This window comes from Pseudonocardia sp. OZ21 (genome assembly GCF_059359135.1).
The window spans coordinates 339,431-362,593 of record NZ_JCADBN010000006.1; the positions used below are offsets into that span (position 1 = coordinate 339,431).

The following is a 23,163-nucleotide window of genomic DNA, read 5'->3' on the forward strand; positions in this document are numbered from 1 at the left end:
CCGCCATGGACATCAGCATCTACCAGACATTCCTCCCCCACGACGACCCGAAGGCCTCGCTGGCCTTCTACCGCGACACCCTCGGCTTCGAGGTCCGCAACGACGTCGAGTACGGGGGGATGCACTGGATCACGGTCGGCCCCGCCGACCAGCCCGGCACGTCGATCGTCCTGCACCCGCCGGCCGCCGACCCCGGCATCACCGACGACGAGCGCCGCACCGTCGCCGAGATGATGGCCAAGGGCACCTACGCCGGCATCAACCTGGCCACCAAGGACCTCGACAGCACCTTCGAGCGGCTGCAGGCAGGCGACGCCGAGGTCGTCCAGGAGCCGACCGCCCAGCCGTGGGGCGTTCGCGACTGCGCCTTCCGCGACCCCGCAGGCAACATGATCCGCATCTTCGAGGTGCGGTGAACGCGATGAACCAGAACAAGCGGGTCCGGTGGACCCACCGCTGGCTGTCGATCGTCTTCACCGCAACAGTGATCATCTGTTTCATCGCCCTGACCGGCAGCCTGCCCTCCTGGGTGTTCTACCTGCCGCTGCTCCCACTCACCCTGCTGATGGCCACGGGTGTGTACCTGTTCGCGCTGCCGTACGCCAGCAGGTGGCGCACCGGGCGGCCTACCCCTCTCGAGACGTGACACCGACGGACACCACGACCGCGCCCCGAGCGACAGATGGAGACACGATGAGCACGGCCACGCGGACGGACACGCAGTTGCCTGCGCTGCACGTCGCCGACAGCCACGATCTGATCCGCGTGCAGGGCGCGCGCGAGAACAACCTCAAGAACGTCAGCGTGGAGCTCCCGAAGCGCCGGCTGACCGTGTTCACCGGTGTCTCCGGCTCGGGCAAGAGCTCTCTGGTGTTCGCCACGATCGCCGCGGAGTCGCAGCGGATGATCAACGAGACCTACAGCGCGTTCGTGCAGGGCTTCATGCCCACGCTGGCGCGGCCCGACGTCGACCTGCTCGACGGGCTGACCACCGCGATCATCGTCGACCAGGAGCGGATGGGGGCCAACGTCCGCTCCACGGTCGGCACGGTGACCGACGCCAACGCCATGCTGCGCATCCTCTTCAGCCGCCTCGGCCGGCCGCACATCGGCTCGCCGCAGGCGTTCTCGTTCAACGTCGCCTCGATCAGCGGGGCGGGCGCCGTCACCCTGGACCGTGGCGGGCAGAAGGTGAAGGAGCGTCGCGAGTTCAGCATCACCGGCGGCATGTGCCCGCGCTGCGAGGGCATGGGCTCGGTGTCGGACTTCGATCTGACGGCGCTGTACGACGACACCAAGTCGCTCAACGAGGGCGCGGTCACGGTCCCGGGCTACAGCATGGACGGCTGGTACGGCCGCATCTACCGCGGCTGTGGCTTCTTCGACCCGGACAAGCCGATCCGGAAGTTCACCAAGCGCGAGCTCCAGGACCTGCTCCACAAGGAGCCGACCAAGATCAAGGTCGAGGGGATCAACCTGACCTATGCGGGCCTGATCCCGCAGATCCAGAAGTCGTTCCTCTCCAAGGACCGGGAGGCGATGCAGCCACACATCCGGGCGTTCGTCGACCGCGCGGTCGTCTTCGCCACGTGCCCCGAGTGCGGCGGCACCCGGCTCAGCGAGGCGGCCCGGTCGTCGAAGGTCGCGGGGATCAGCATCGCCGATGCCTGTGCCATGCAGATCAGCGACCTGGCCGGCTGGGTCCGCGGGGTGGACGAGCCGTCGGCGGCGCCGCTGCTGACCACGCTTCGGCGGACCCTCGACTCGTTCGTGGAGATCGGGCTGGGCTACCTCTCCCTGGACCGGCCGTCGGGCACGCTCTCGGGCGGCGAGGCGCAGCGCACCAAGATGATCCGCCACCTCGGGTCGTCGCTCACCGACGTCACCTACGTCTTCGACGAGCCCACCATCGGGCTGCACCCCCACGACATCCAGCGGATGAACATCCTGCTGCGGCAGTTGCGCGACAAGGGCAACACCGTGCTGGTCGTGGAGCACAAGCCGGAGGCGATCGCGATCGCCGACCACGTCGTCGACCTCGGTCCGCGCGCCGGAACCGCGGGCGGCGAGGTGGTGTTCGAGGGCACCGTCGAGGGGCTGCGGGCCAGTGGCACGCTCACCGGGCGGCACTTCGACGACCGCGCCACCCTCAAGCCGTCGGTGCGGACGCCGTCGGGGGCGCTGGAGGTGCGCGGCGCTGAGCGCCACAACCTGCAGGGCGTCGACGTCGACATCCCGCTCGGAGTGCTGGTGGTGGTGACCGGCGTGGCCGGGTCGGGGAAGAGCTCGCTGATCCACGGCTCGGTGTCCGGCCGGGACGGGGTGGTGGCGATCGACCAGGGCGCGATCCGCGGGTCGCGCCGGAGCAACCCGGCGACCTACACCGGGCTGCTCGAGCCGATCCGCAAGGCGTTCGCGAAAGCGAACGGCGTGAAGCCTGCGCTGTTCAGCGCCAACTCCGAGGGCGCGTGCCCCACCTGCAACGGCGCCGGCGTTATCTACACCGACCTGGCGATGATGGCAGGCGTCGCCACCACCTGCGAGGACTGCGAGGGGAAGCGGTTCGAGGCGTCGGTGCTGAACTACCGCCTCGGCGGCCGCGACATCAGCGAGGTGCTCGCGATGTCGGTGACCGAGGCCGAGGAGTTCTTCGGCGCCGGGGAGGCGCGCACCCCGGCCGCACACGCCATCCTCGGCCGGCTCGCCGCGGTCGGGCTCGGCTACCTCACCATCGGGCAGCCGCTCACCACGCTGTCCGGCGGCGAGCGGCAGCGGCTCAAGCTGGCCACCCACATGGCCGAGAAGGGCGGCGTCTACGTCCTCGACGAGCCGACCAGCGGCCTCCACCTCGCCGACGTCGAGCACCTGCTCGGTCTGCTGGACCGGCTCGTCGACGCCGGCAAGTCGGTCATCGTCATCGAGCACCACCAGGCCGTCATGGCGCACGCCGACTGGATCATCGACCTCGGCCCCGGCGCAGGCCACGACGGCGGCCGGATCGTCTTCGAGGGCACACCCGCCGACCTCGTCGCCGACCGCTCCACCCTCACCGGCGAGCACCTCGCGGCCTACATCGGCGCCTGATCAGGGGACTCGCGGACAGCCCGCTCAGCGGCAGTGATCGCGTTCTGGAAGAGCATCGCGACGGTGGTCGGACCCACCCCTCCCACCCTCGGCGTGATGGCTCCGGCAACCGCGGCGCAGGACTCGTCGACGTCGGGCAGCAGCCGACGGCCTGCGTAGCGGACGCCGCCACCGATGACGGTGGCACCAGGACGGATGTGCTCCGGCTGAACGATCCCCGGTACCCCGGCTGCGGAGATCAGGACGTCGGCGCGGCGGGTGTAGCGGCCCCAGTCCTTGACGCCGGTGTGCACGACGGTGACCGCGGCATCGGCCGTGGGGCGCTTCTGGGCCAGGAGCATGGCCAACGGACGGCCGAGCGTCGCACCGCGGCCGAGGATCACGACCTCCCGGCCGTTGACCGGGATCTCGTAGTAGGCCAGGAGTGCCTCGATCCCGGCGGGCGTGCACGGCGTCGGACCGGCGATGCCCGCTGCGAGCCTGCCGAGGTTGGTCGGATGCATCCCGTCGACGTCCTTGTCGGGCGCGACGGCCATGAGAGCTGCCCCGTAGTCCAGGTGATCCGGGACCGGGTACTGGATCAGCAGGGCATGCACTGCCGGATCGTCGTTGAGGTCGGCGATCGCGTGATGCAGATCGTCCTCCGTGGTGTCGGCGGGCAGGTGGACGTGGGGCGAGTAGAAGCCCAGGTCGGCTGCCTGCCGTTGCTTGATGCGGATGTAGCCGGCGCTGGCGGCGTCGTCCCCGACGAGGATGGTGGCCAACGACGGGATCGTTCCGGACGTACGAAGAGCGCGCGATCGCTCCCCGACGTCATCGAGCAGCCGGCGCGCGACGGGTGCGCCCGGCAGCAGGCGGGCGGTGCTGGTGGTGGAAACCATGGGCACGTGACCTCGGCACGGGGACCCAGGCGGTCGATCCCCGCGATGAAGCTCCCTGATGGTTGCCCATCCCCGAGCCGCCAGTCACGTCGCGGCCCAGCATGCCCCACCCCCCGAGCCGAACGGAAGCCGGAACGCGCCGGGCCGCGACCAATGGCCGGTCAGGGACCGGCTGCTCGGACGGGTCAGGTCGTCTGCGCCTCCCGCGCGCGGAGGTCCTTGCGCAGGATCTTGCCCGAAGCCGACTTCGGGATCTCGTCGATGAACTCCACCACCCGCACCTTCTTGTGCGGCGCGATCCGCTCCGCGACGAAGGTCATGACGTCCTCGGCGGTGAGGTCCGCGCCGGAGGCCTGCCGGACCACGAACGCCTTCGGCACCTCCTCGCCCTCGGCGTCCTTCACCCCGATGACCGCGGCGTCGGCGATCTTGTCGTTGGTCAGGAGCAGCGCCTCCAGCTCGGCAGGCGGTACCTGGTAGCCCTTGTACTTGATCAGTTCCTTGACCCGGTCGACGATCGAGAACACGCCGTCCCTGGTGACGGTGGCGACGTCGCCGGTGTGCAGGTAGCCCTCGTCGTCCAGGGTGATCGCCGTGGCCTCCGGGTTGTTGAGGTAGCCGCTCATCACGTTGGGGCCCTTGACCCACAGCTCCCCGCGCTCGCCTGCGCCGACCTCCTGGCCGGTCTCCAGGTCGACGAGCTTGCACTCGATGTTCGGGAGGGCGAACCCGGAGCTGTTGAGGTCGATGTCGGTGCCGTCGTCCGGCATGGCGTGGCTCACCGGGGACAGCTCGGTCATCCCATAGCCCTGCAGCACGGTGCAGCCCAGACGCGCGGCGACGGCGCGGCCGAGCTCGGCGTCGAGCGGGGCCGCTCCGGAGAAGATCACGTCGATGCAGGACAGGTCGTACTGGTCGACGATCGGGTGCTTGGCGAGCGCGACAGCCACCGGTGGCGCGATGTAGATGCGGCTGATCCGGTACTCCGAGATGACCCGAAGGAATTCCTGCAGATCGAATTTCGGCATTGTGATCACAGTGCACTGCCGGTGCAGACCCTGGTTCATCATCACGGTCATCCCGTAGATGTGGAAGAACGGGAGCACCGCAAGGATCGTGGTGTCCGGGGTGACGTTCGACGGCTGCTCGATCTGCAGGAGGTTCGCCACCAGGTTGCGATGAGTCAGGATCACACCCTTGGCCCGTCCGGTGGTGCCCGACGAGTACGGCAGAACTGCGGTGTCGCCCGCGCCCACCGTCTGCGCGGGGGGCTCGGCCGTGGTGCCCAGCAGGTCGCGGAGCGAGTGGTGGCCCGTCTCCGGTGCGGCGTCCAGCAGGATGATCGACTCCGGCGGCAGGCCGACCTCGTCGGCCGCCGCGGTGGCGCGGTCGAGGAACGCCGAGACCGTGAACAGCAGCTTGGCGCCCGAGTCGGTGAGCTGGTGAGCCAGTTCGCCCGGGGTGTAGAGCGAGTTGACGCTGGTGACGATGGCGTTGGCCCGCAGGACGCCGTGGAACACGACCGGGTAGTAGGGCGTGTTCGGAGCGAAGAGCCCGACCACGTCACCTGCGCCGACGCCGCGTTCCGCCAGCGCCGCGGCAAGTCTCAGGACCATGCCCTTCATATCGGCGAAGGTCAGCGAGACTCCCGACCCCCCGTCCACGAACGCCCGGCCATCGGCCCTCTCGCCGAAGTCGTCGAAAAGGAAGTCGAAGAGCGACACGTCCGGGATCTCGACGTCCGGGTACGGGCTGCGAACGGGCATTCCCACGCCTCCTTGGCAGTTAGGGCACCTCGGTGTCCGCCGAACGGCGTACAGAGTGGCCGATCTCACTGTAAGTGCAACGTGACCACGGGTGACCGGTGACCGAAACACCCGAATGGGGTAACACGAAAGTGTTGTTCCGGTCATGATTCACTGTCATCGTGATCGGCGTCGGTCCGGCGAGCCCCACTCGCCGGCACCGAGCCGGTCACGGCGTCCCCTCGCCGTGATCCGGAGCCCACGACCGCGCGGTGCCCCCGATCGCGTGGCCGATGTGGCGGTTCATCGCGGAGTGGCCCGAGTTCATGACTCCCCCTCAGATCCCGGGCCGCTCCGCCCGCCTGCTCCCGCCGCCGCCGGCGTCCGCCGGGCCCGCGCGATCCGCCGCACCAGCCAGGCGATCCCGCCCAGCACGGCGAGCACCGGCAGGAACGGCAGCACGAACCCGACCACCGCCAGCGCGGCCGATCCGAGGGTGCGCAGCCCGGCCAAGCCCGACGCGAGACCGTCCCGGAAACCGGGAGGTGCCGGGTCGGCAGCGGGGGGCGTGCCCGTCGCCCGCAGATCCACCGTCAACGTCGACAGGGCCACCTGCTCGCGGAGTGCCTCGAGCCTGCTCGTCAGCGAGTCGAGGTCGGCCTCGCGGCGCGACAGCTCGGACTCGATGGCCACGACGTCGCCGATGGAGGCGGCCTGGGCGAGCAGCGCCCGCACCCGCGCCACGCTCGCCTGCTGGCTCGCGACCCGCGCGTCGAGGTCGACGACCTCCTCGGTGGCGTCGAGTACCTGCGTCGTGCGTCCGACCACGCGACCGACGGCCGCGATGTCATCGATGAGCCGCTCGAGCGACTCGGCGGGCACGCGCAGCACCACCCAGCTCCCCGAGTCGCTCGACTGCTCCTCGGTGACCAACCCGTTCGCCGCGGCGGCCGCGGTGCGGACCTGCCGGGACGACGCCGCCGGGTCGGACACCTCGACGGAGAGCTGCGCCGTGCGCACCAGCGACCGTTGCACCGTGCCGATCGGAACGTTGGGACCGGACGGGCGGTCCGGCGGGAGCGCAGCGCGGCCGCCTTCCGCGGCGAACCCGGGAGCGACGGCCGTGGCCGCTGCGTCGGTCAGTGCACTCTTCTCCTGGGCGCGCTTCTCCTCACCGCCCGGCAGCACCGGCCGGGGGTGAGCGGGCGCGACGGCCGTGGACCCGACGGAGCCGGGCTCCGAGTAGCCGGTCAGCACCACACCCGTGCCGACCGCCAGTACCCCGAGCACCGCTACCGCCACGAGCACCGTCCTACGCCTGCGCCATCGGGTCACCGTCATCGCCTCCTCGCCCCGGTGCGACCGGGTTCCGGCAGGAGGACGGTGGGCGCCTGCGCCGAGGTTGGCCCCTCGACATCACGATCACATCACGGGCGCCTCCGCGCCGCGAGCACGGCGTCGTGGATGGTGACCTCCCGGCCCTCCGGGTCGGTGGCGAGGCGCGGTCTGGCCTCGGCGACGAGCACGTCCCATCGGCCGGGGTCGAGGGAGTCCGCGAGCTCCTCGGCGGTGAAGAACAGGTCGGGCTCCTGCGGCCGGGGCATCGTCGTCGCAAGGTCGGAGGGGTGGTGCGCGACGATCAGCAGGACTCCGCCGGGCGCCACCGCCGCGGCCAGCCGGTCGTACACCGGCCCCCGCAGCGCGCTGGGGAAGTGCACGAACTGCACGTTGACGAGGTCGTAGGCCAGCGGCTCGGGAGCCCACCCGGCGAGGAGGTCGGCCTGCTGCCAGGTGATCCGGTCGGCGAGGTCCGGGTCGGCGTGGGCGGCGGCACGTTCCAGGGCGACGGCGGAGACGTCCGCGGCGGTCACCCGCCATCCCTGCCGGGCGAGCCAGTAGGCATCGCCCCCCTCTCCGCAGCCGGCGTCGAGAGCGGTGCCCGGCGCGAGGCCTGCGGCCTCCGTGACGAGGTGCGGGTTCGGCTCACCGCTCCAGATGCGGGTGACCGAGCCGTAGCGCTCGTCCCAGAACGGTCCCCTGAAGCGCTCGTCCGTCATCGGACCTCCCCAGCGGTTGCAGCAAAGCCACGTTCAGGCAATTCCATTGCAGCAACGTGGCTTTGCTGCAACTTTCGGTGACTCTTCACGGCGAGGCGGGCGTCGTCGCCGACGAGGTCGGCGTTGATCGCCGCACCGGCCATGACGCCGGCCGCGGCGGCCCCGATGACCTGGGCCATGAGGTCCGTGACGTTGCCCGCGGCCCACACCCCGGGCACCGCGGTCAGGCCGCGGTCGTCCGTCTCGACGTACGTGCCGACGCCCATGGGGTGCTCCACGGTCGTGAGACCGAGGCCGACCAGGACGTCGCTCCTGGCGGTGAACCGCGGCGTGACCGTCACCGCGCGCACCGGGACGACGTGCCCCGAGGCCAGCCGCACGCCGGTGAGCCGGTCGTCGGTGCTCTCCAGCGCGGCGACCTCACCCTCGACGACGGTGATCCCGCGGGCGGCGAGCTGCTCCGACTCCTCGGGGGTCGGGTCGGGCGCGGTGTGCAGGAACAGGGTCACGTCGTCGCTCCACTGCCGGAACAGCAGCGCCTGGTGCGCGGCGAACGGCCCGGTGCCCAGCACGCCGATCGGCTGGTCGCGGACCTCCCAGCCGTGGCAGTAGGGGCAGTGCAGGACGTCGTGGCCGAAGCGTGGCGTCACGCCCGGGATGTCGGGCAGTTCGTCCACCAGCCCGGTGGTCACCAGCAGCCGGCGCGCGGTGAACGTGCGGCCGCTGTCGGTGCCGATCACGAACCCGTCGCCGTCCGGGCGGGCCGACGTGACCCGGGCGTGGACGATCGTGCCGCCGTAGCCGGTGACCTCGGCGGCGCCGAGGCCGACGAGCTCGGACGGCGTGATGCCGTCGCGGGACAGGAAGCCGTGCACGCCGTCGGCGGGGGCGTTGCGGGGGTGACCGTCGTCGAGCACCAGCACCGAGCGGCGCGCCCTGGCCAGCGTCAGCGCGCCGCTGAGTCCGGCGGCGCCGCCGCCGATCACGATGACGTCGGAGTGAGTGTTGTCGTCCATGCGCCGACTGTCCGTCTCAAGACGCCGGGCTGACAAGTTTCCTTGCCGATCCGGCAATCAACCGAAGAGGTGCTCGAACGCCTTCAGGTTGGCGAGGCTCTCCCCGCGTTCCTGCCGCCAGGCGTGCTCCCGCCGGATCGAGGACGCGAAGCCGAGCTCGAGGAGGGTGTTGAAGTCGCCGTCGGCTGCCTCGAGCACCTGCCCGAGCACGCGGTCGACCTCCGCGGTGGTGACGGCGTGCAGGCCGAGCCTGCCGATGAGGTGGATGTCGCCGATGCGGTCCAGCGCGTAGTGCACGCCGTAGAGCCGGGCGTTGCGCTGCAGCAGGAACCGGTAGACCACGTCGTGGTCCTCGTCGGGCTGCCGGCACACGAAGGCCTGCACGAACAACGCGTGTTCCCCGACCAGCAGCCAGCAGTGCGTCTGGAGCCGGTTGGTGCCGGGCAGGGTCACGAGGAACTGCCCGGAGTCGCGCCGCTGGTGGTCCACGTCCAGCTCGGCGAGTGCGGCCGCCACCGTCGCCTCGACGGCGGCGACGTCGTCGGTGCTCATCGCGCCGGGATGGTCGGGCGCACGACGAGCCCCTGGCGTTCCGCGTACTCCGCCGCGGCCTCGGCATAGGTGTCGAGCAGCGCGTCGGCCGTGCGGTCCCAGGAGAACATCCGGGCGTGGCGCACCGCCGCGGCACCCATCTCGTCGCGCCTGGCGGGGACGCAGGCCACCGCAGCGAGCGCGTCGGCCCACTGCTCCGCCCCGTGCCCGGGCACCAGCAGCCCGGAGCGGTTGTGGGCGACCGCCACCGGCAGCCCGCCGACCTGGGCCGCGACCACCGGGGTGCCGCACGCCTGTGCCTCGAGCGCCACCAGCCCGAAGGACTCGTTGTAGCTCGGCACGGCGGCGACGTCGGCCGCCCGGTAGACGTGCGCCAGGCTCTCCCTGGTCTGCGGCGGCAGGAAGCGCAGGACGTCGGTGATCCCGAGGGACGCACCCAGCTCGTGGAGTGCCGTCGGCTCGGCCAGCCCGCTGCCGGACGGTCCGCCCGCGACCAGCACGACGAGCCGCGAGCGCAGCGCGGGGTTGCGGCGCAGCAGTTCGGCCGCAGCGCGCAGCAGCACGTCGGGAGCCTTGAGCGGCTGGATCCGCCCGACGAAGGCGAGCACGATCGCGTCGGCGGGGAGACCGAGGACACTGCGGGAAGCGGCGCGGTCGCCGGGGGTGAAGCGGACGAGGTCGACGCCCGGCGCGATGGCCACGGTGCGCCGCGGATCCGCGCCGTAGAGCTCGACGAGCTGACGCGTCTCCTCGTCGGTGTTGCCGATGAGCCGGTCGGCCTCGGCCACCACCTGGTCCTCGCCGATCACCCGCACCATCGGTTCGGGCGGGTCGCCGTCGGCCAGCGCCGCGTTCTTGACCCGCGCCAGCGTGTGGGCGCTGTGCACCAGCGGTATGCCCCAGCGGTCACGGGCGAGCCAGCCCGCCTGACCGGAGAGCCAGTAGTGCGAGTGCACCACGTCGTAGTAGCCGGGCTCGTGACGGGCCTCGGCGCGCAGCACGCCCGCGGTGAAGGCGCACAGCTGGCTCGGGAGGTCGTTCTTGCCGAGGCCCTCGAACGGGCCGGCCGCCACGTGGCGGACGAGCACGCCCGGGGCGAGCTCTGCCACCGGTGGGTTCTCCGACGAGGTGGCCCTGGTGAAGATCTCGACGTCGACGCCGCGCTGCGCCATCCGCGTGGCGGTCTCCACGATGTAGACGTTCATGCCGCCCGCGTCACCGGTGCCCGGCTGTTCCAGGGGCGACGTGTGCACGGAGAGCAGGCAGACCCGGCGGGGCCGCCGTGTCGCACCGTCGCTGGCGAGGGTCACAGCGTCCTGTCTAGCACGCGTTCCGGCTGTTCACCCGAGGGCGTCGTCCTCGGTCAGGAAGCCGAGCAGGGCGCGCAGCGGGTCGGTGGCATGCCACCGTCCCGAGGCATCGCGCCAGCTCAGAACGCTGAACCGGCCGGTGAGCGGGCGCCGGACAGCCACCCACAGCTCGTCGTGGATGGAGAGCTCACCGCTGGGCACAGGTACCCCGAGCGTGTGACACGCCACGACGACCTCGCCGAGTTCCGCCCAGCGGACCGGGCGTCCTGGCCCCTCCACCTCCGCGGCGACGATCTCGGACGCCACCGGCAGGTCCAGCAGCTCGGCCAGCGCCACCGGATCACCGCCCGTCACGAGCTCGCCGGGCGGCAGTACCGCCGCGAGCCACGGCGCGTCGAGCACCATGGCGACGTCGACGTCCGCGACGGAACCGTCGAGCGCCCTGACCTGCTCCGGCATGTCGATGTCGGCGGAATCCACGCGACCGGTGGCGACCGCCTCGGCCAGTGCCTCGTGCGCGTCGGCCACGAGCGCCGCGTCGGGATGCCGGGCCGGGTCGACCAGCCGGGCGAGCAGGTCGGCGGCCACCGCGCTGTCGGAGATCGTGAGGTCGGCGCGCACCCCGATCGCCGCCAGCACGGCCTCGTCGGCGGCGGCGGGCGTCCCCTCGGGCCAGGGCGGCGGGTCGTACAGCGCGGCCAGGTCGTGCGCGGTCGGGAGGCGCCAGTGGCCGGGGCGGCGGCCGCCGATCCGGGCGTGCCGGTTCAGCCACCACGCGGTGTACGAGCCGGGAGCCGTGAGCGCGGCCCTCGTCTCGCGCTCGGCCCCGAGCAGGGCGAGCGCGGCGGGCCACGCCTCGTCGTCGACGAGGTCGAGATCCCGGACCGCTACGAGCCGCGCAGGCGGGGTCTCGAGGGAGTCCCACCAGCGTTCCTCGTCGTCGAGGTCGTGGTCGGGTTCCGCCGGCTCCTCGTCGACGAGCACCGCGAACCCGTCCACCACGCCGACTGCCGTGAGCGCGGCCCGCGGCACGCGCGCCGCGAACTCCGGGTCGAGGACGTCGAGCGGGACGTCGGCGGCGAGCAGCGGGCGCAGCGCGGCGTCGGGCAGCATCAGCTCGTCGGCCCGGGCCGGGCGCCCCTCGCGATCGGGCAGCGCCAGCGCGGCGAGGCCGGCAGGCACGGCGCCGACCTCGGCCACCAGTTCCAGCACCGCCTCGGCGAGGGGCGTGGTGTCCAGCCCGGCCTCGGCGTCGTCCACCGAGCGTTCCACGGCCTCGGCCAGCGCCGGGTGTTCGAGCAGACCGGCCGGGTCGGCCTCGACCGCGCCGAGGCGGGTGAGCAGCGGATGCACCGCCGCTGCGTGGGCCACGTGCAGGCCGGGCAGCGCGAGCGCCGCGATGCGCCCGACAGCTGCGGTCGGCCCGGCGTCGGCGGCCTGTTCGGGTGGCAGGAGCACCGTGGCCGGACCGGCGGCCACCCGACCGTCGGCGAGTGGGACCGGGAGCGCCCGCAGCTCGTCGACCAGGCCGGGAACGATCTCGGCCGGCGGTGCCAGCTCCGCGTAGAGCGCGCGCCACCACGACGGCGGCCGTTCGACGCCGAAGAGCCGCGTGACGAGCTCCGTGGCCGTCAGGCGGTGGACGCCCAGCTCGGCCAGGGCGGTCGGCGCTCGGACAGCGCGGGAGACTGCCCCTGCGGACACCGCCCCGAGCAGCCGGTCGAATCCCGCCTCGGCGAGCAGCGCGGGCAGCGGCGCGGCGGGGAGGTCGACGCCGGGCAGGTCGAGCCACTCCGCGCGGCCCGGCACGAGCTCGGTGCCCGCAGCCCCGGGCAGCCAGGCGGCGCCGCGCAGGGCGTCGAGGAGCAGGTCACGCAGCCGCCCGTGGAGCTCGGAGCGCGGAAAACCCGGCTCGGGCACGAGCGCGAGCCGCTGGGCGGGCGGGACCTGCCGGACCAGGTCGAGGTAGGCCTCCGCCGCCCCGGCCAGCACCCGTTCGGTGGCCGGGCCGGAGCGGGCGCGGCGACGGTCGGGCTCCAGCGGCACGGTGGCGATCAGCCGTGCGGGCAGCGCGAGGCGCTCGGCGGCAGCCGTCGGTGCGTGCAGGACGTCCTCGCCCAGCGGGTCGGGGGCGCCGTCGGCGGTGAGCGGCAGCGCCCAGCAGACCGACCAGTCCCGGCGGTCGCGCTCCTCCGTGGCCTGTGAGTGCGCGTCGGCGGCGGCGAGCGTGCCGCTGCGCCGGGCGAGCAGCCAGCGCCGGGAGCCGATCGTCACCTCGCCGGGCGCCGGGCCGTCCACCCGCGCCACGACGTGGTCCCGTACCGCGATCTCGGTGAGGTCGGGCAGGGCCAGCAGCAGGTCGGACGCATTGTCGCGGGCCTGCGCGAGCAGCGCGTGGACGTCCACCCCGGGCCGCGGCGGCAGCCGGACCTCGGTGTCGAACCCGGCGGGCGGCTCCTCGGCGACGGGCCACACCAGCCGCAGCACGGGCGGTTCGTCCCGGCGGGCCAGCTCCGCCGCCGGTCCGGGCAGCGCGGCGACCGCCTCCGCCGTGCGGGCCGCGGAGAACGCCACCCCGCCTGCGCTGCTCACCACGCGAGGCGCGTCGGACACGGCCAGCACCGCGGCGAAGCCGACACCGAACCGGCCGACGGCCCCCGGATCGTCGCGCTTGGCCGAGGCGCGCAGCGACGCGAGCGCCGCCACCCCGGACGCGTCCAGTGCCGTGCCGCTGTTGGCCACCCGCAGCTCGCCGTCGACGACGTCGACGCGCAGGCGCCCCGGCACCCCGGCGGACCGGGCCGCGTCGGCGGCGTTCTGGGCGAGCTCGACGAACCATGCGTCGGCGTAGCCGCCGAGGCGCAGGTCCTCCTCGGCGTTGGCGTCCTCCCGGAAGCGGGTGGGCGAACCGGCCCACGAGTCGAGCACGGCGGCGCGCAGAGCAGCCGTGCCGAAAGGATCGAAGTCGACGCGCGCTCCGCCGACGCTGGGAGCGGTCACTCCTTGCCGACCGGCTCCAGGTCGACGCCGTCGTCGTACACGAGTTCGGCGACGGCTACCGGCGAGACGGGCTCGACCTGCACGTCGGAGTGGGCCCCACAGCCGAACCCGACGGCCACGACCGCACCGTCGGCCGGCGCGTACTCGTTGCCGCAGACCCCGAACGCCCCGCGCAACGACCCCGCGACCGGCAGGAAGAACCCGCACATCCCGCAGCGACCCGGGGCGGAGCGGGCCATGTCCGATGCCGGGCCGTGCTCCCCCTCGAACCATCGCTGCGCCGCCAGCTCACGCCCGCGGTGCGACAGCACCTTGGGGCGGCCGAGGCCGACCTCCAGCACGACCTCCTCGACGGCCGGGTCGTCGGAGGCGAGATAGCCGGGAACGAGCCGCTCGTCGCCCTCGGGGGTGGGCAGCAGGTCACCGACACCGAGGTCGCCGGGCCGGATCCGCCGTTCCCACGGCACCCAGACAGGCGCCACCATCGCGTCCGCCCCGGGGAGCAGCACGACCTCGCTCACGGTGATCGGCGTGTCATCACCGCCGGAGGCCAGCGTGACCGACCACCGCCAGCCGCGGTAGCCGCCGTGGGTGGCGGCGAAGTAGTGGGTGACGCCCCCTGGCCCCTCCGAGACGGCGTCGAGGTGCTCCCCGACGGCCTCGGCTGCGGCCCGGGCGCCCATGTCGAGAGCGGCCTCGTCGACGGCGGCGGCGCGGGCCTGCTCCACCGCATCCATCAACCGGACGGGCGGGGCGAGGGTCGCTACGGCTTCCACCGTAGGGATTGTGCCACCCTCTGCGCCATGACCTTCGGGCGTGCACTCGTCGGAGCACTGCTGATGACGGTCGCCGGCTGCGCTGCCGCGTCCCCCGTCCCCGCGCAAGCCCCCGGAACACCCGAGCTGCGAACGGAGGTCCTGGCCGAGCTGCCGCACGATCCCGCCGCGTTCACCCAGGGCCTCGAGCTGGCCGGCGGGAGCCTGTACGAGGGCACCGGCCTCGCCGGACGGTCGCAGCTGCGCGAGCTGGACCCCGTCACCGGTGCCGTCCGCCGGTCGGTCTCGCTGCCGCGGCAGCTGTTCGGCGAGGGCATCACCGTGGTCGGCGACCGCATCTGGCAGCTCACCTGGCGCGACCACGTCGTGCTGGAGTGGGACCGGAACACGTTCACGCTGCTCCGCGAGGTGCCGCTGACGGGCGAGGGCTGGGGGCTCTGCCACGACGGGGACAAGCTGGTGCGCAGTGACGGCACCAACCGGCTGCACTTCCAGGACCCCACCACGTTCGCCGAGACCGGTTCCGTGGCCGTCACCCTCGACGGGCAGCCGGTCACCCAGCTCAACGAGCTGGAGTGCGTCGACGGGCAGGTCTACGCCAACGTCTGGCAGACCGACCGCATCGTGCGCATCGACCCGGGCACGGGCAACGTCACCGCGGTGATCGACGCGAGCGGCCTGCTCACCCCGGAGCAACGCTCCCGCACCGACGTCCTGAACGGCATCGCGTCGCTGGGCAACGGCGAGTTCCTGATCACCGGGAAGCTCTGGCCGACCACCTTCCGCGTGCGCTTCGTCCCCCGCTGACCCGAGCCCCCCGGCGAGTCGCCCGATCCCGACCCGCGAGTCGCCCTGTTCGTGCCCGCGAGTCGCCGCTTTCCCGCGCGCGAGTCGCCCGTTCCGCGCTCGCGAGTCGCCCGATCAGGCGTCGCCCCGCAGCCTCCTTTCGGGGTGCGCGGTGAGGCCTTCGCGAAGGGCCCGGATAGGCCAGAATGACCACGTGGCCCGCTCCGAGTCCTTCCCTCCCCGCCGCGGCAGGCGGGGAGCTCGCCGGACGTGGGTCACGGTCGACGGCGACCAGCCGCAGCGGACGCGGCCGCTGGACACGGAGACGTCCCACCCCTCGACGGCGGAACGGCCGCCGCACGCACCACGCCGCCGCTACCCCTGGCACGACGACCCCGACTACGACCCCACCGTGCATCGCCGCACCCCGCCCCCGTCCTGGCCGCCACCGGAACGGGACCGGGCCGAACGGAACCGGGCCGAACAGGAACCCGACCGGGGTCGCGCCACCGACGCCCGCGACGAGCGGCCCGGCACGGAGTCCGGCCCGCCGCCGCCCCAGGGTCCGGGAGCGCCCACCGGCGAGGACGAGCGGCCCACGCCGCGAATGCCCCGCAAGCTCACCGTCACGCGCGTGGCCGCGCTGCGCAGCCGCCAGCTGACACAGAACGGGATCCGGGCGTTCCACCGGGCGGCGAGCGCCGACGGTGCCGACCGCTCCGGGCTCACGGCGCTCACCTACGCCACGATGATGACCTACGCCGTGGACGCCGCGGTGGCCGTCGCACTGGCCAACACGCTGTTCTTCGCCGCCGCCACCGCGGAGAGCAAGGCCAACGTCGCCCTCTACCTGGTCATCACGGTGGCACCGTTCGCAGTGGTCGCGCCCGTGATCGGGCCGCTGCTCGACCGGCTGCAGCGCGGGCGCCGCGCGGCGCTGGCCGTCTCGTTCGCCGGCCGCGCCGTGCTCGCCGTGGTGATGGCCTTCTCCTACGACACCTGGCTGCTCTATCCGGCCGCGCTCGGCATGCTGGTGCTCAGCAAGTCGTTCTCGGTGCTCAAGGCGGCGGTCACCCCGAGGGTCCTCCCACCGACCATCACGCTGGTCACCACGAACTCGCGGCTCACGGCGTTCGGGCTGGTCGCAGGCGCCGTCTTCGGTGGTGGCGCGGCCGGTGTGGCCATGCTGGCCGGCTCGCCGGGCGCGCTGCTGTACACGGCCGCGCTGTCGGTCGTCGGCACCGTGCTGTGCCTGCGGATCCCCCGGTGGGTGGAGTCCACCGCGGGCGAGGTGCCCGCCGCGCTGCGCACCACCCAACGCGGCAGGCGGAGTCCGATGGGCCGCCCCGTCGTGGTCTCGCTCTGGGGCAACGGCGCGATCCGCGTGCTCACCGGGTTCCTCACGCTGTTCGTCGCGTTCGTGGTGAAGGGCCAGACGGAGGCCGATCCGGCTCGGCAGCTGTTCCTGATCGGCATCGTCGGCGCCGCTGCGGGGGCCGGGTCGTTCGTCGGGAACGCGGTGGGGTCGCGACGCCAGTTCGGCCGGTCCGACGGGGTGGTGCTGGCGTGCATCGCGGCCGCGGTGGCCGCGGCCGTGGTCGCCGCCGTGCTGCCGGGCATCGCCACCGCGGCCCTCGTCGGGCTCGTCGGTGCCTCGGCCAGCGCGCTCGCGAAGGTCAGCCTCGACGCCGTGATCCAGCGCGACCTGCCCGAGGAGTCGCGCGCGTCGGCCTTCGGCCGGTCGGAGACGGTGCTGCAGCTGGCCTGGGTGTTCGGCGGCGCGCTGGGCGTGCTGCTGCCACACACGACGTTCTGGATCGGGTTCACGGTGGTGGCCGCCGTGGTCGCGCTCGCCGGCGTGCAGACGGCGCTGGTGAGCCGGGGTCGCAGCCTCCTGCCGTTCCTCGGGCACCGGGTGCGTTCCACGACCCAGCCCACACCGGCCCGCACGGTGCGCTGACGCCCCGACCGTAGGGTGGCACGGTGCTGCGCCGTCTCCCCCAACTGCTCCTGCTCCCGGTCACCGCGCTGCTGCTGGCAGGCTGCGGCGGCGCGGCGCCGCCGCAGGTGACGTTCGCCGCCGGGCAGGCCAGCGCCGTCGCGCGGCCCACCCAGTACTGCGACCTCCAGCTCACCGACTGCAAGGGCGACCCGGCCGCGCCGGTGGAGCTGACCGTGCCCGCGGGCACGCCGCTGAAGGTGACGGTGCCGCACGACATCGCCGAGACCCCGTGGCAGGTGGTGTTCACCTATCGCGACGGCAAGGGCGCGCAGACCGACGGCCGCAGCCCGGTGTTCGCCCCCAACGCGCAGAGCGACTACACCCTCGAGCTCCCGGACCCGACCGACCGGCTCGTCGGCGCCCAGGTGCAGCAGTTCGGGCCGCCCCCACAGGCCGACCCGGAGACCGGCGACATCGAGTTCCCGATCCGCGCGAGCTGGGTGCTCAACGCGTCCGGGTGACGGCGTCAGCCGTCGAGGTCGCGGGCGACCGCCCGCACCACCTCGGCTGCGAGCTTGGACGCTTTGCGGTCCGGGTAGCGGCCCCGGCGAAGGTCGGGCTGCACCTTCGTCTCCAGCAGCCGGATCATGTCCTCGATCAGGCTGTGCAGGTCCTCGGCGGGACGGCGGGCTGCCTCGACGACCGACGGCGGCGTGTCGACCAGCCGGACCGACAGCGCCTGCGGCCCGCGACGGCCCTCCGCCATCCCGAACTCGACGCGCTGCCCCGCCTTGAGCGTCTCCACCCCGGCCGGCAGCGCAGCCTTCCGGACGTAGACGTCCTCACCGCCGTCCTGAGCGAGGAACCCGAAGCCCTTTTCGGCGTCGTACCACTTGACCCTGCCGGTCGGCACCCTGCTCACCCGTTCCTCGATCGACCCTGCGTCGTGCAGTGCCTCTGCGGACCACACGACGAACGCGCCCCTGATGCCTGGGCCATCGCTGTGGTCAGGCCCGTGGAATGCGACACCGGGACGCGTTCGACCACCCTAGACCGCCGATACCCCTCTGCGCAGCCGTCGAAGGGCGGCGCTCGGCTCCTAGGGGGTGTCCCGCGGATCTTCAATCGCGACAGCCGCGCCCAGGCGGCCCCTGGCGACACCGCCGAACCGCCCGAATACGCCCGGTATGAGGGCGATCCAGCGGCGCCGCCAGGAACCACCTGGATCACGGCTCTCATCGACCAAGATCCACGGGACACCCCCTAGGCGTTGCGAATCGACGCCGCGTCGCCGAGACGGAGCAGCTCGACGCTCTTCTCGCGCATCTCCACCTTGCGGACCTTTCCGGTGACGGTCATCGGGAAGCCGTCGACCACCAGCACGTAGCGCGGGATCTTGTAGTGCGCCAGCTTGCCGCCCGCGAACTCCCGGAGCGCCTCCGCGGTGAGCTCGGTGGCGTCGTCGCGAAGCGTCACCCAGGCGCAGAGCTCTTCGCCGTACCTGGCGTCCGGCACCCCGATCACCTGCGCGTCGAGCACGTCGGGGTGGGTGTACAGGAACTCCTCGATCTCCCGGGGGTAGATGTTCTCCCCGCCCCGGATCACCATGTCCTTGATGCGCCCGGTGATGTTGACGTACCCGTCGGAGTCCATCACGCCGATGTCGCCGGTGTGCATCCAGCGGGCCTTGTCGATGGCCTCGGCGGTCTTCTCCGGCTCGTCCCAGTAGCCGAGCATGACGGAGTAGCCGCGCGTGCAGAGCTCGCCCGGCTCGCCGCGAGGCAGGGTCAGCCCCGTCTCCGGATCGATGATCTTCACCTCGACGTGCGGGTGCACCCGCCCCACGGTGGAGACCCGGCGCTCCACCGAGTCGTCGGCCCGGGTCTGCATCGACACCGGGGACGTCTCGGTCATCCCGTAGCAGATGGTCACGTCGGTCATGCCCATCCGGTTCACCACCTGCTTCATCACCTCCACCGGGCACGGTGAGCCCGCCATGATCCCGGTGCGGAGCGAGGACAGGTCGTAGCTGTCGAAATCGGGGTCGTTGAGCTCCGCGATGAACATCGTCGGCACCCCGTAGAGCGACGTGCACCGCTCCTGCGCCACGGCGGCGAGCGTGGCCTTCGGTTCGAACCCGGGACCGGGGATGACCATCGTGGCGCCGTTGGTGGTGCAGCCGAGGTTGCCCATCACCATGCCGAAGCAGTGGTAGAAGGGCACCGGGATGCACACCCGGTCCTCGGCCGTGTAGCCACAGAGCCGCCCGACGAAGTAGCCGTTGTTCAGGATGTTGTGGTGGCTGAGCGTGGCGCCCTTCGGGAAGCCCGTGGTGCCCGAGGTGTACTGGATGTTGATCGGGTCGTCCGGGCTGAGCTCGCCCTGCCGCCGCGACAGCTCGGCCCGGTCGCCCGCGCGGCCCGCCGTCACGAGCTCGTCCCAGTCCGGGGTGCCGATGAGGACCACCTGGCGCAGCTCGGGGCAGCTCGGCCGCACCTGCTCGATCATCCCGGCGTAGTCGGAGGTCTTGAAGCTGACCGCTGCCACCAGCACCGACACGCCTGCCTGCTTCAGCACGAACTCCAGCTCGTGCGTGCGGTAGGCGGGGTTGATGTTGACCAGGACGACGCCGATCTTCGCCGTGGCGCACTGGATGAGCGTCCACTCGGCGACGTTGGGAGCCCAGATACCGACGCGATCGCCCTTCTCCAGCCCCGCCGCGAGGAGGCCCATCGCCACCACCTCGACGTCGTCGCGCAGCTGTGCGTAGGTCCACCTCCGGCCGGTGGGCACCTCCACCAGTGCTTCCCCGTCCGGGTAGGTGGAGGCCGTGCGGTCGAGGTTGTCGCCGATCGTGTCACCGAGCAACGGCACGTCGGACGTGCCGGACGCGTAGGACGGGACGGCGGGGGCAGCATCGGACACGGCACGGACCTTTCGTCTGCATCCGGCACCACAACCCTGTGGCACCCGGCACACATCCTGCTGCGATCAGTACCGGACACGCCACCTCCGGAAGAGGAGGCGGGCCGAATTGCGCTCGCCTGCGGCGATACCCTCGAACGATGCTTGACCCTCGCGTCCTGCTCGACCCCGCCACCGACGCCGTCCGCAAACTCGCCCGGCGTGGCTTCGCCCTGGACGTCACGTCCCTGGAGAAGCTGCTGGCCGGTCGCAACTCGGCCATCCAGCGCGGGGACGAGGCACGGTCCGAGTCGAAGCGTGTCGCCGCCGCGGTGAAGGCCGCCGGGCGGGGCGGTGATCCCCAGGAGCGGGACACGCTGGTCGCCAGGGCCCGGGAGCTGAAGGGCGTCGTGGCCGCCGCCGAGGAGGAGCACCGCGAGCTGGAGGCGGAGCTGCAGGACTTCCTGCTCGGCGTGCCCAACCTGCCGAGCGACGACCTGCCCGACGGCGCGTCGGACGAGGATGCCGAGCAGGTCAGGGTCTGGGGCGAGCCCGTGCAGCTCGACTTCACCGCGCTCGACCACGTCGACATCGGGGAGAAGCTCGGGATCCTCGACCTGCCGCGGGCCACGAAGCTCGCGGGCCCCCGCTTCGCGGTGCTTCGGGGGAAGGGCGCGGCGCTGGAACGCGCGATCTCCCGCTACCTGCTGGACCTGCACACCCAGCAGCACGGCTACACCGAGTGGTCGGTCCCCACGCTCGTCAACCGGGTCACGATGACGGGCACCGGCCAGCTGCCGAAGTTCGAGCAGGACCTCTTCAAGACCGGGGTGGCCGACCGGGAGCTCTACCTCATCCCCACCGCCGAGGTGCCGCTGACCAACCTGCACGCGAAGGAGACCCTCGCCGTCGAGGACCTCCCGCTGGCCTACACCGCGCACACCCCGTGCTTCCGGTCGGAGGCGGGCTCCTACGGCCGCGACACCAGGGGCCTCATCAGGCTGCACGAGTTCTCGAAGGTCGAGCTGGTGCGGATCGTCGACGCCGAGACGTCACGCGCCGAGCTCGAGGTGCTGCTCTCCCACGCCGAGGCGGCGATGCAGGGGCTCGGGCTGGCCTACCGCGTGGTCAAGCTGGCGGCCGGCGACATCGGATTCTCGGCGGAGTTCACCTACGACATCGAGGTATGGCTGCCCGGACAGCAGAAGTACCGGGAGATCTCGTCGGTGTCGGACTTCGGCACGTTCCAGGCCCGCCGGGCCGGCATCCGCACGAAGGCCAAGGACGGCAGGCGCGGCTTCGCGGCCACGCTCAACGGTTCGGGGCTGCCGGTGGGCCGCACGCTGGTCGCGATCCTCGAGCAGGGGCAGCAGGCCGACGGGTCCGTCCGCATCCCTGACGCGCTGGTGCCCTACACCGGCTTCACGGAGCTGACGCCCTGAGTCCGGCGGGGCTCCTACACCGACGGGAAGTGGCGGAGGTGACGGGCGATCTCCAACGCGCTCGAGGTGATCGAGTCGCGCAGGTCGTCACCCCGCCCCATCGAGTCAGCCACCGCGTCGAGCAGCTTCCCCAGCGCGAGCGGCACGAACTCGCTCACCGGGCGGCCGTCGCGAAACTGGGGCACGAACTCGCGAAGGGTCTCCGCCGCCTCCCTCAGCTCGTCGACGGTGCCCGTGTGGGAGTCCGTGTGGGAGTTTGAGGGCTGCTTTTCACCAGGGTTCATCACCCCATGCTCCACCGCCCTGGTCGGGCGGTCGGGATCAGTGATGCGGCCGACAGCGCCTCCCCTCCAGCGGCGGTTGCCCCGCGTCCGCTCGCGCCGTGCCGGACCACGTGCCGACGCGGTGCGCTACCGCAGCGCGGCTCTGGACACCCATCGCTGTTCCGGGCGCACGGCGACGGTGCTACTGCTCGCCGCCCGCGGCGGGCAGTAGGGGTGCGCAGACGGCAGGGTGCTCGGAGCAAGTTCGCCGTCCGGCGCCGTCCTTAGGCACGACGGCCCGGTCATCCGGGCGACTCGCGGGATGCGGTCGGCCACTCGTCGGGGACGCAGGTGGCCACGACCGAACGCAACGAGAGATCGACGTCCCGGGCGGCCACGATGCGGTGGAGGTGCGGTTCCCCGCAGCACCGTGGCCACGAGTGCCCGACGGCACGACGGCAGCTCTCCCGCGCCGCTGGTGCGTGGGCGCCGGGGCCGGCTGGGCAGGCTCGCGGACGTGGCGCCCCGGGGTTCCGATCGCGGCCACCGAGTGCGGATGTGGGCGGAGCAGCCGTCCTCGCCGAGCTGTGCCAGGGCCGGCCGGGCCGGGCGGGCGACGGGAGCGCGGCACGGGTGCAATCGGCCCGCGGCTCCCGTCCGGCTCCTTGACCGCGCCCGAACTGTCGGTGCGCACAGCTAGAGTCGAACACATGTTCGATTCCGAAGTGGAGAGCGTCGCCGAGGCCGAGGCCGTCCCGCTGCCCTGGTCCGGTTACGCCCCCGACGGGATCATGGCCATGCTCCTGGCCCAGGCCGGGCCCACTGAAGATCGGTTCGAGCGGTTGGAACGGATCGGGGGCTGGGAGAAGATCATCGCCTGGGCGCAGGCCCGCCAGCACGAGGAGATCGCCCGGTTCGTCGCGACCGCGCAGGCCGCTCCGGCGGCGGGGATGAGTCCGGTGCAGGCAATGGAGTCCGCCCAAGCCGAGGTCGGGATGATGTTGCGGCTCTCACCCGGCGGTACCGCGTGGCGGGTCGGGGAGGCCCGGCAGTTGGTGGAGGAGTCCCCGGCCGTCTTCGCCGCCCTGCACGCCGGGGCGATCACCCTGCCGAAGGCGCGGATCATCGCCGACGGCTGCGCTGATCTCGACCAGGCCGCCGCGGTGGTGGTGGGGCGGAAGGTGCTGGCGCGGGCTCCGGAGCAGACCAACGGACAGTTGCGTGCCGCCGTCCGCAGGGCCGTGCTGCGCGCGGACAGCGAAGCCGCCGCCCGGCGCCATGAGCGGAAGCGGCGGGAACGCGCCGTGGTGCTCTACCCCGAGCGCGACGGGATGGCCACGCTGTCGGCGACGTTGCCGGCGGCGGAGGCGGTCGGGGTGTTCGCGGTGCTCGATCAGCACGCCCG

The 23,163-nt window shown here is 72.5% G+C and carries 20 protein-coding genes and 1 riboswitch; of the genes, 8 read left to right on the plus strand and 12 right to left on the minus strand.

Annotated elements, in window-relative coordinates; all coding sequences use genetic code 11:
- The first annotated feature begins 5 nt into the window (after positions 1 to 5).
- Genes AC5L35_RS17555 through AC5L35_RS17565 form a run of 3 tightly spaced genes read left to right on the plus strand, consistent with a single transcriptional unit; the run spans position 6 to position 3,084 of the window.
- A complete protein-coding gene (locus tag AC5L35_RS17555) occupies positions 6 to 416 on the plus strand; it encodes a VOC family protein (RefSeq protein ID WP_495060699.1) in 411 nt (136 codons plus the stop codon).
- A gap of 5 nt (positions 417 to 421) precedes the next feature.
- Positions 422 to 646, plus strand: a complete 225-nt coding sequence (locus AC5L35_RS17560) for a hypothetical protein (protein WP_495060700.1) — start codon at positions 422 to 424, stop codon at positions 644 to 646.
- 47 nt (positions 647 to 693) lie between these two features.
- Entirely contained in the window at positions 694 to 3,084 is a 2,391-nt protein-coding gene (locus AC5L35_RS17565) for an ATP-binding cassette domain-containing protein (RefSeq protein ID WP_495060701.1), read from the plus strand.
- Here AC5L35_RS17565 and AC5L35_RS17570 read toward each other — a convergent pair.
- The 9 genes from AC5L35_RS17570 to AC5L35_RS17610 form a co-directional block, all read right to left on the minus strand.
- Positions 3,069 to 3,965 carry a bifunctional 5,10-methylenetetrahydrofolate dehydrogenase/5,10-methenyltetrahydrofolate cyclohydrolase gene (locus tag AC5L35_RS17570; protein ID WP_495060702.1) on the minus strand — a complete coding sequence of 299 codons (897 nt, stop codon included), beginning with the start codon at positions 3,963 to 3,965 and terminating at the stop codon, positions 3,069 to 3,071. The two genes, AC5L35_RS17565 and AC5L35_RS17570, sit on opposite strands and share 16 nt — an antisense overlap.
- A 16-nt stretch (positions 3,966 to 3,981) precedes the next feature.
- Positions 3,982 to 4,063, minus strand: a riboswitch (ZMP/ZTP riboswitch).
- An 87-nt stretch (positions 4,064 to 4,150) separates the two neighbouring features.
- Entirely contained in the window at positions 4,151 to 5,731 is a 1,581-nt protein-coding gene (locus AC5L35_RS17575; protein ID WP_495060703.1) for an AMP-binding protein, read from the minus strand.
- A 303-nt stretch (positions 5,732 to 6,034) separates the two neighbouring features.
- Positions 6,035 to 7,051: a DUF4349 domain-containing protein gene (locus AC5L35_RS17580; protein WP_495060704.1), complete on the minus strand. Its 1,017-nt coding sequence runs from the start codon at positions 7,049 to 7,051 to the stop codon at positions 6,035 to 6,037.
- Between the two features lie 86 nt (positions 7,052 to 7,137).
- Complete coding sequence (locus AC5L35_RS17585; RefSeq protein WP_495060705.1) at positions 7,138 to 7,767, minus strand: class I SAM-dependent methyltransferase; 630 nt, start codon at positions 7,765 to 7,767, stop codon at positions 7,138 to 7,140.
- Positions 7,764 to 8,783, minus strand: coding sequence for an NAD(P)/FAD-dependent oxidoreductase (locus tag AC5L35_RS17590; RefSeq protein WP_495060706.1), 1,020 nt, complete (start codon positions 8,781 to 8,783; stop codon positions 7,764 to 7,766). Before AC5L35_RS17590 ends, AC5L35_RS17585 begins: the two co-directional genes overlap by 4 nt.
- A gap of 57 nt (positions 8,784 to 8,840) precedes the next feature.
- Positions 8,841 to 9,335: a type III secretion system chaperone family protein gene (locus AC5L35_RS17595; RefSeq protein WP_495060707.1), complete on the minus strand. Its 495-nt coding sequence runs from the start codon at positions 9,333 to 9,335 to the stop codon at positions 8,841 to 8,843.
- On the minus strand, positions 9,332 to 10,645 hold the full coding sequence (mshA, locus tag AC5L35_RS17600) for a D-inositol-3-phosphate glycosyltransferase (RefSeq protein ID WP_495060708.1): 1,314 nt from the start codon (positions 10,643 to 10,645) through the stop codon (positions 9,332 to 9,334). Before mshA ends, AC5L35_RS17595 begins: the two co-directional genes overlap by 4 nt.
- A 30-nt stretch (positions 10,646 to 10,675) precedes the next feature.
- A complete protein-coding gene (locus tag AC5L35_RS17605; RefSeq protein ID WP_495060709.1) occupies positions 10,676 to 13,645 on the minus strand; it encodes a sacsin N-terminal ATP-binding-like domain-containing protein in 2,970 nt (989 codons plus the stop codon).
- Positions 13,642 to 14,382, minus strand: a complete 741-nt coding sequence (locus AC5L35_RS17610; protein ID WP_495060729.1) for a DUF3027 domain-containing protein — start codon at positions 14,380 to 14,382, stop codon at positions 13,642 to 13,644. Before AC5L35_RS17610 ends, AC5L35_RS17605 begins: the two co-directional genes overlap by 4 nt.
- Before the next feature lie 66 nt (positions 14,383 to 14,448).
- Here AC5L35_RS17610 and AC5L35_RS17615 point away from each other — a divergent pair, with 66 nt between their 5' ends.
- The 3 genes from AC5L35_RS17615 to AC5L35_RS17625 all read left to right on the plus strand — a co-directional run bounded on the left by AC5L35_RS17615 (position 14,449) and on the right by AC5L35_RS17625 (position 17,670).
- Positions 14,449 to 15,228, plus strand: coding sequence for a glutaminyl-peptide cyclotransferase (locus tag AC5L35_RS17615; RefSeq protein ID WP_495060710.1), 780 nt, complete (start codon positions 14,449 to 14,451; stop codon positions 15,226 to 15,228).
- A 193-nt stretch (positions 15,229 to 15,421) separates the two neighbouring features.
- On the plus strand, positions 15,422 to 17,167 hold the full coding sequence (locus tag AC5L35_RS17620; protein ID WP_495060711.1) for an MFS transporter: 1,746 nt from the start codon (positions 15,422 to 15,424) through the stop codon (positions 17,165 to 17,167).
- A 23-nt stretch (positions 17,168 to 17,190) separates the two neighbouring features.
- Entirely contained in the window at positions 17,191 to 17,670 is a 480-nt protein-coding gene (locus AC5L35_RS17625; protein WP_495060712.1) for a DUF2771 family protein, read from the plus strand.
- 5 nt (positions 17,671 to 17,675) lie between these two features.
- Here the strand turns inward: AC5L35_RS17625 and AC5L35_RS17630 are convergent, their stop codons facing one another.
- Positions 17,676 to 18,062 carry a cold-shock protein gene (locus tag AC5L35_RS17630; protein ID WP_495060730.1) on the minus strand — a complete coding sequence of 129 codons (387 nt, stop codon included), beginning with the start codon at positions 18,060 to 18,062 and terminating at the stop codon, positions 17,676 to 17,678.
- Between the two features lie 350 nt (positions 18,063 to 18,412).
- Positions 18,413 to 20,074 carry an AMP-binding protein gene (locus AC5L35_RS17635; RefSeq protein ID WP_495060713.1) on the minus strand — a complete coding sequence of 554 codons (1,662 nt, stop codon included), beginning with the start codon at positions 20,072 to 20,074 and terminating at the stop codon, positions 18,413 to 18,415.
- A 140-nt stretch (positions 20,075 to 20,214) separates the two neighbouring features.
- On the opposite strand from AC5L35_RS17635, the gene serS reads away from it, so the two are divergent.
- On the plus strand, positions 20,215 to 21,495 hold the full coding sequence (gene serS / locus AC5L35_RS17640) for a serine--tRNA ligase (RefSeq protein WP_495060714.1): 1,281 nt from the start codon (positions 20,215 to 20,217) through the stop codon (positions 21,493 to 21,495).
- 14 nt (positions 21,496 to 21,509) lie between these two features.
- On the opposite strand, the gene AC5L35_RS17645 is transcribed toward serS, so the two are convergent.
- A complete protein-coding gene (locus tag AC5L35_RS17645; protein ID WP_495060715.1) occupies positions 21,510 to 21,779 on the minus strand; it encodes a hypothetical protein in 270 nt (89 codons plus the stop codon).
- Positions 21,780 to 22,468: 689 nt separating this feature from the next.
- On the opposite strand from AC5L35_RS17645, the gene AC5L35_RS17650 reads away from it, so the two are divergent.
- Positions 22,469 to 23,163: DUF222 domain-containing protein (locus AC5L35_RS17650; protein WP_495060716.1), on the plus strand; the 695-nt coding region annotated here is incomplete at its 3' end.

Coding starts and splice junctions, on each gene's coding strand:
- AC5L35_RS17555 (WP_495060699.1), top strand. CDS start 6: ATGGACATCAGCATCTACCAGACATTCCTCCCCCACGACGACCCGAAG.
- AC5L35_RS17560 (WP_495060700.1), top strand. CDS start 422: ATGAACCAGAACAAGCGGGTCCGGTGGACCCACCGCTGGCTGTCGATC.
- AC5L35_RS17565 (WP_495060701.1), top strand. CDS start 694: ATGAGCACGGCCACGCGGACGGACACGCAGTTGCCTGCGCTGCACGTC.
- AC5L35_RS17570 (WP_495060702.1), bottom strand. CDS start 3,965: ATGGTTTCCACCACCAGCACCGCCCGCCTGCTGCCGGGCGCACCCGTC.
- AC5L35_RS17575 (WP_495060703.1), bottom strand. CDS start 5,731: ATGCCCGTTCGCAGCCCGTACCCGGACGTCGAGATCCCGGACGTGTCG.
- AC5L35_RS17580 (WP_495060704.1), bottom strand. CDS start 7,051: ATGACGGTGACCCGATGGCGCAGGCGTAGGACGGTGCTCGTGGCGGTA.
- AC5L35_RS17585 (WP_495060705.1), bottom strand. CDS start 7,767: ATGACGGACGAGCGCTTCAGGGGACCGTTCTGGGACGAGCGCTACGGC.
- AC5L35_RS17590 (WP_495060706.1), bottom strand. CDS start 8,783: ATGGACGACAACACTCACTCCGACGTCATCGTGATCGGCGGCGGCGCC.
- AC5L35_RS17595 (WP_495060707.1), bottom strand. CDS start 9,335: ATGAGCACCGACGACGTCGCCGCCGTCGAGGCGACGGTGGCGGCCGCA.
- AC5L35_RS17610 (WP_495060729.1), bottom strand. CDS start 14,382: ATGGATGCGGTGGAGCAGGCCCGCGCCGCCGCCGTCGACGAGGCCGCT.
- AC5L35_RS17615 (WP_495060710.1), top strand. CDS start 14,449: ATGACCTTCGGGCGTGCACTCGTCGGAGCACTGCTGATGACGGTCGCC.
- serS (WP_495060714.1), top strand. CDS start 20,215: ATGCTTGACCCTCGCGTCCTGCTCGACCCCGCCACCGACGCCGTCCGC.
- AC5L35_RS17645 (WP_495060715.1), bottom strand. CDS start 21,779: ATGAACCCTGGTGAAAAGCAGCCCTCAAACTCCCACACGGACTCCCAC.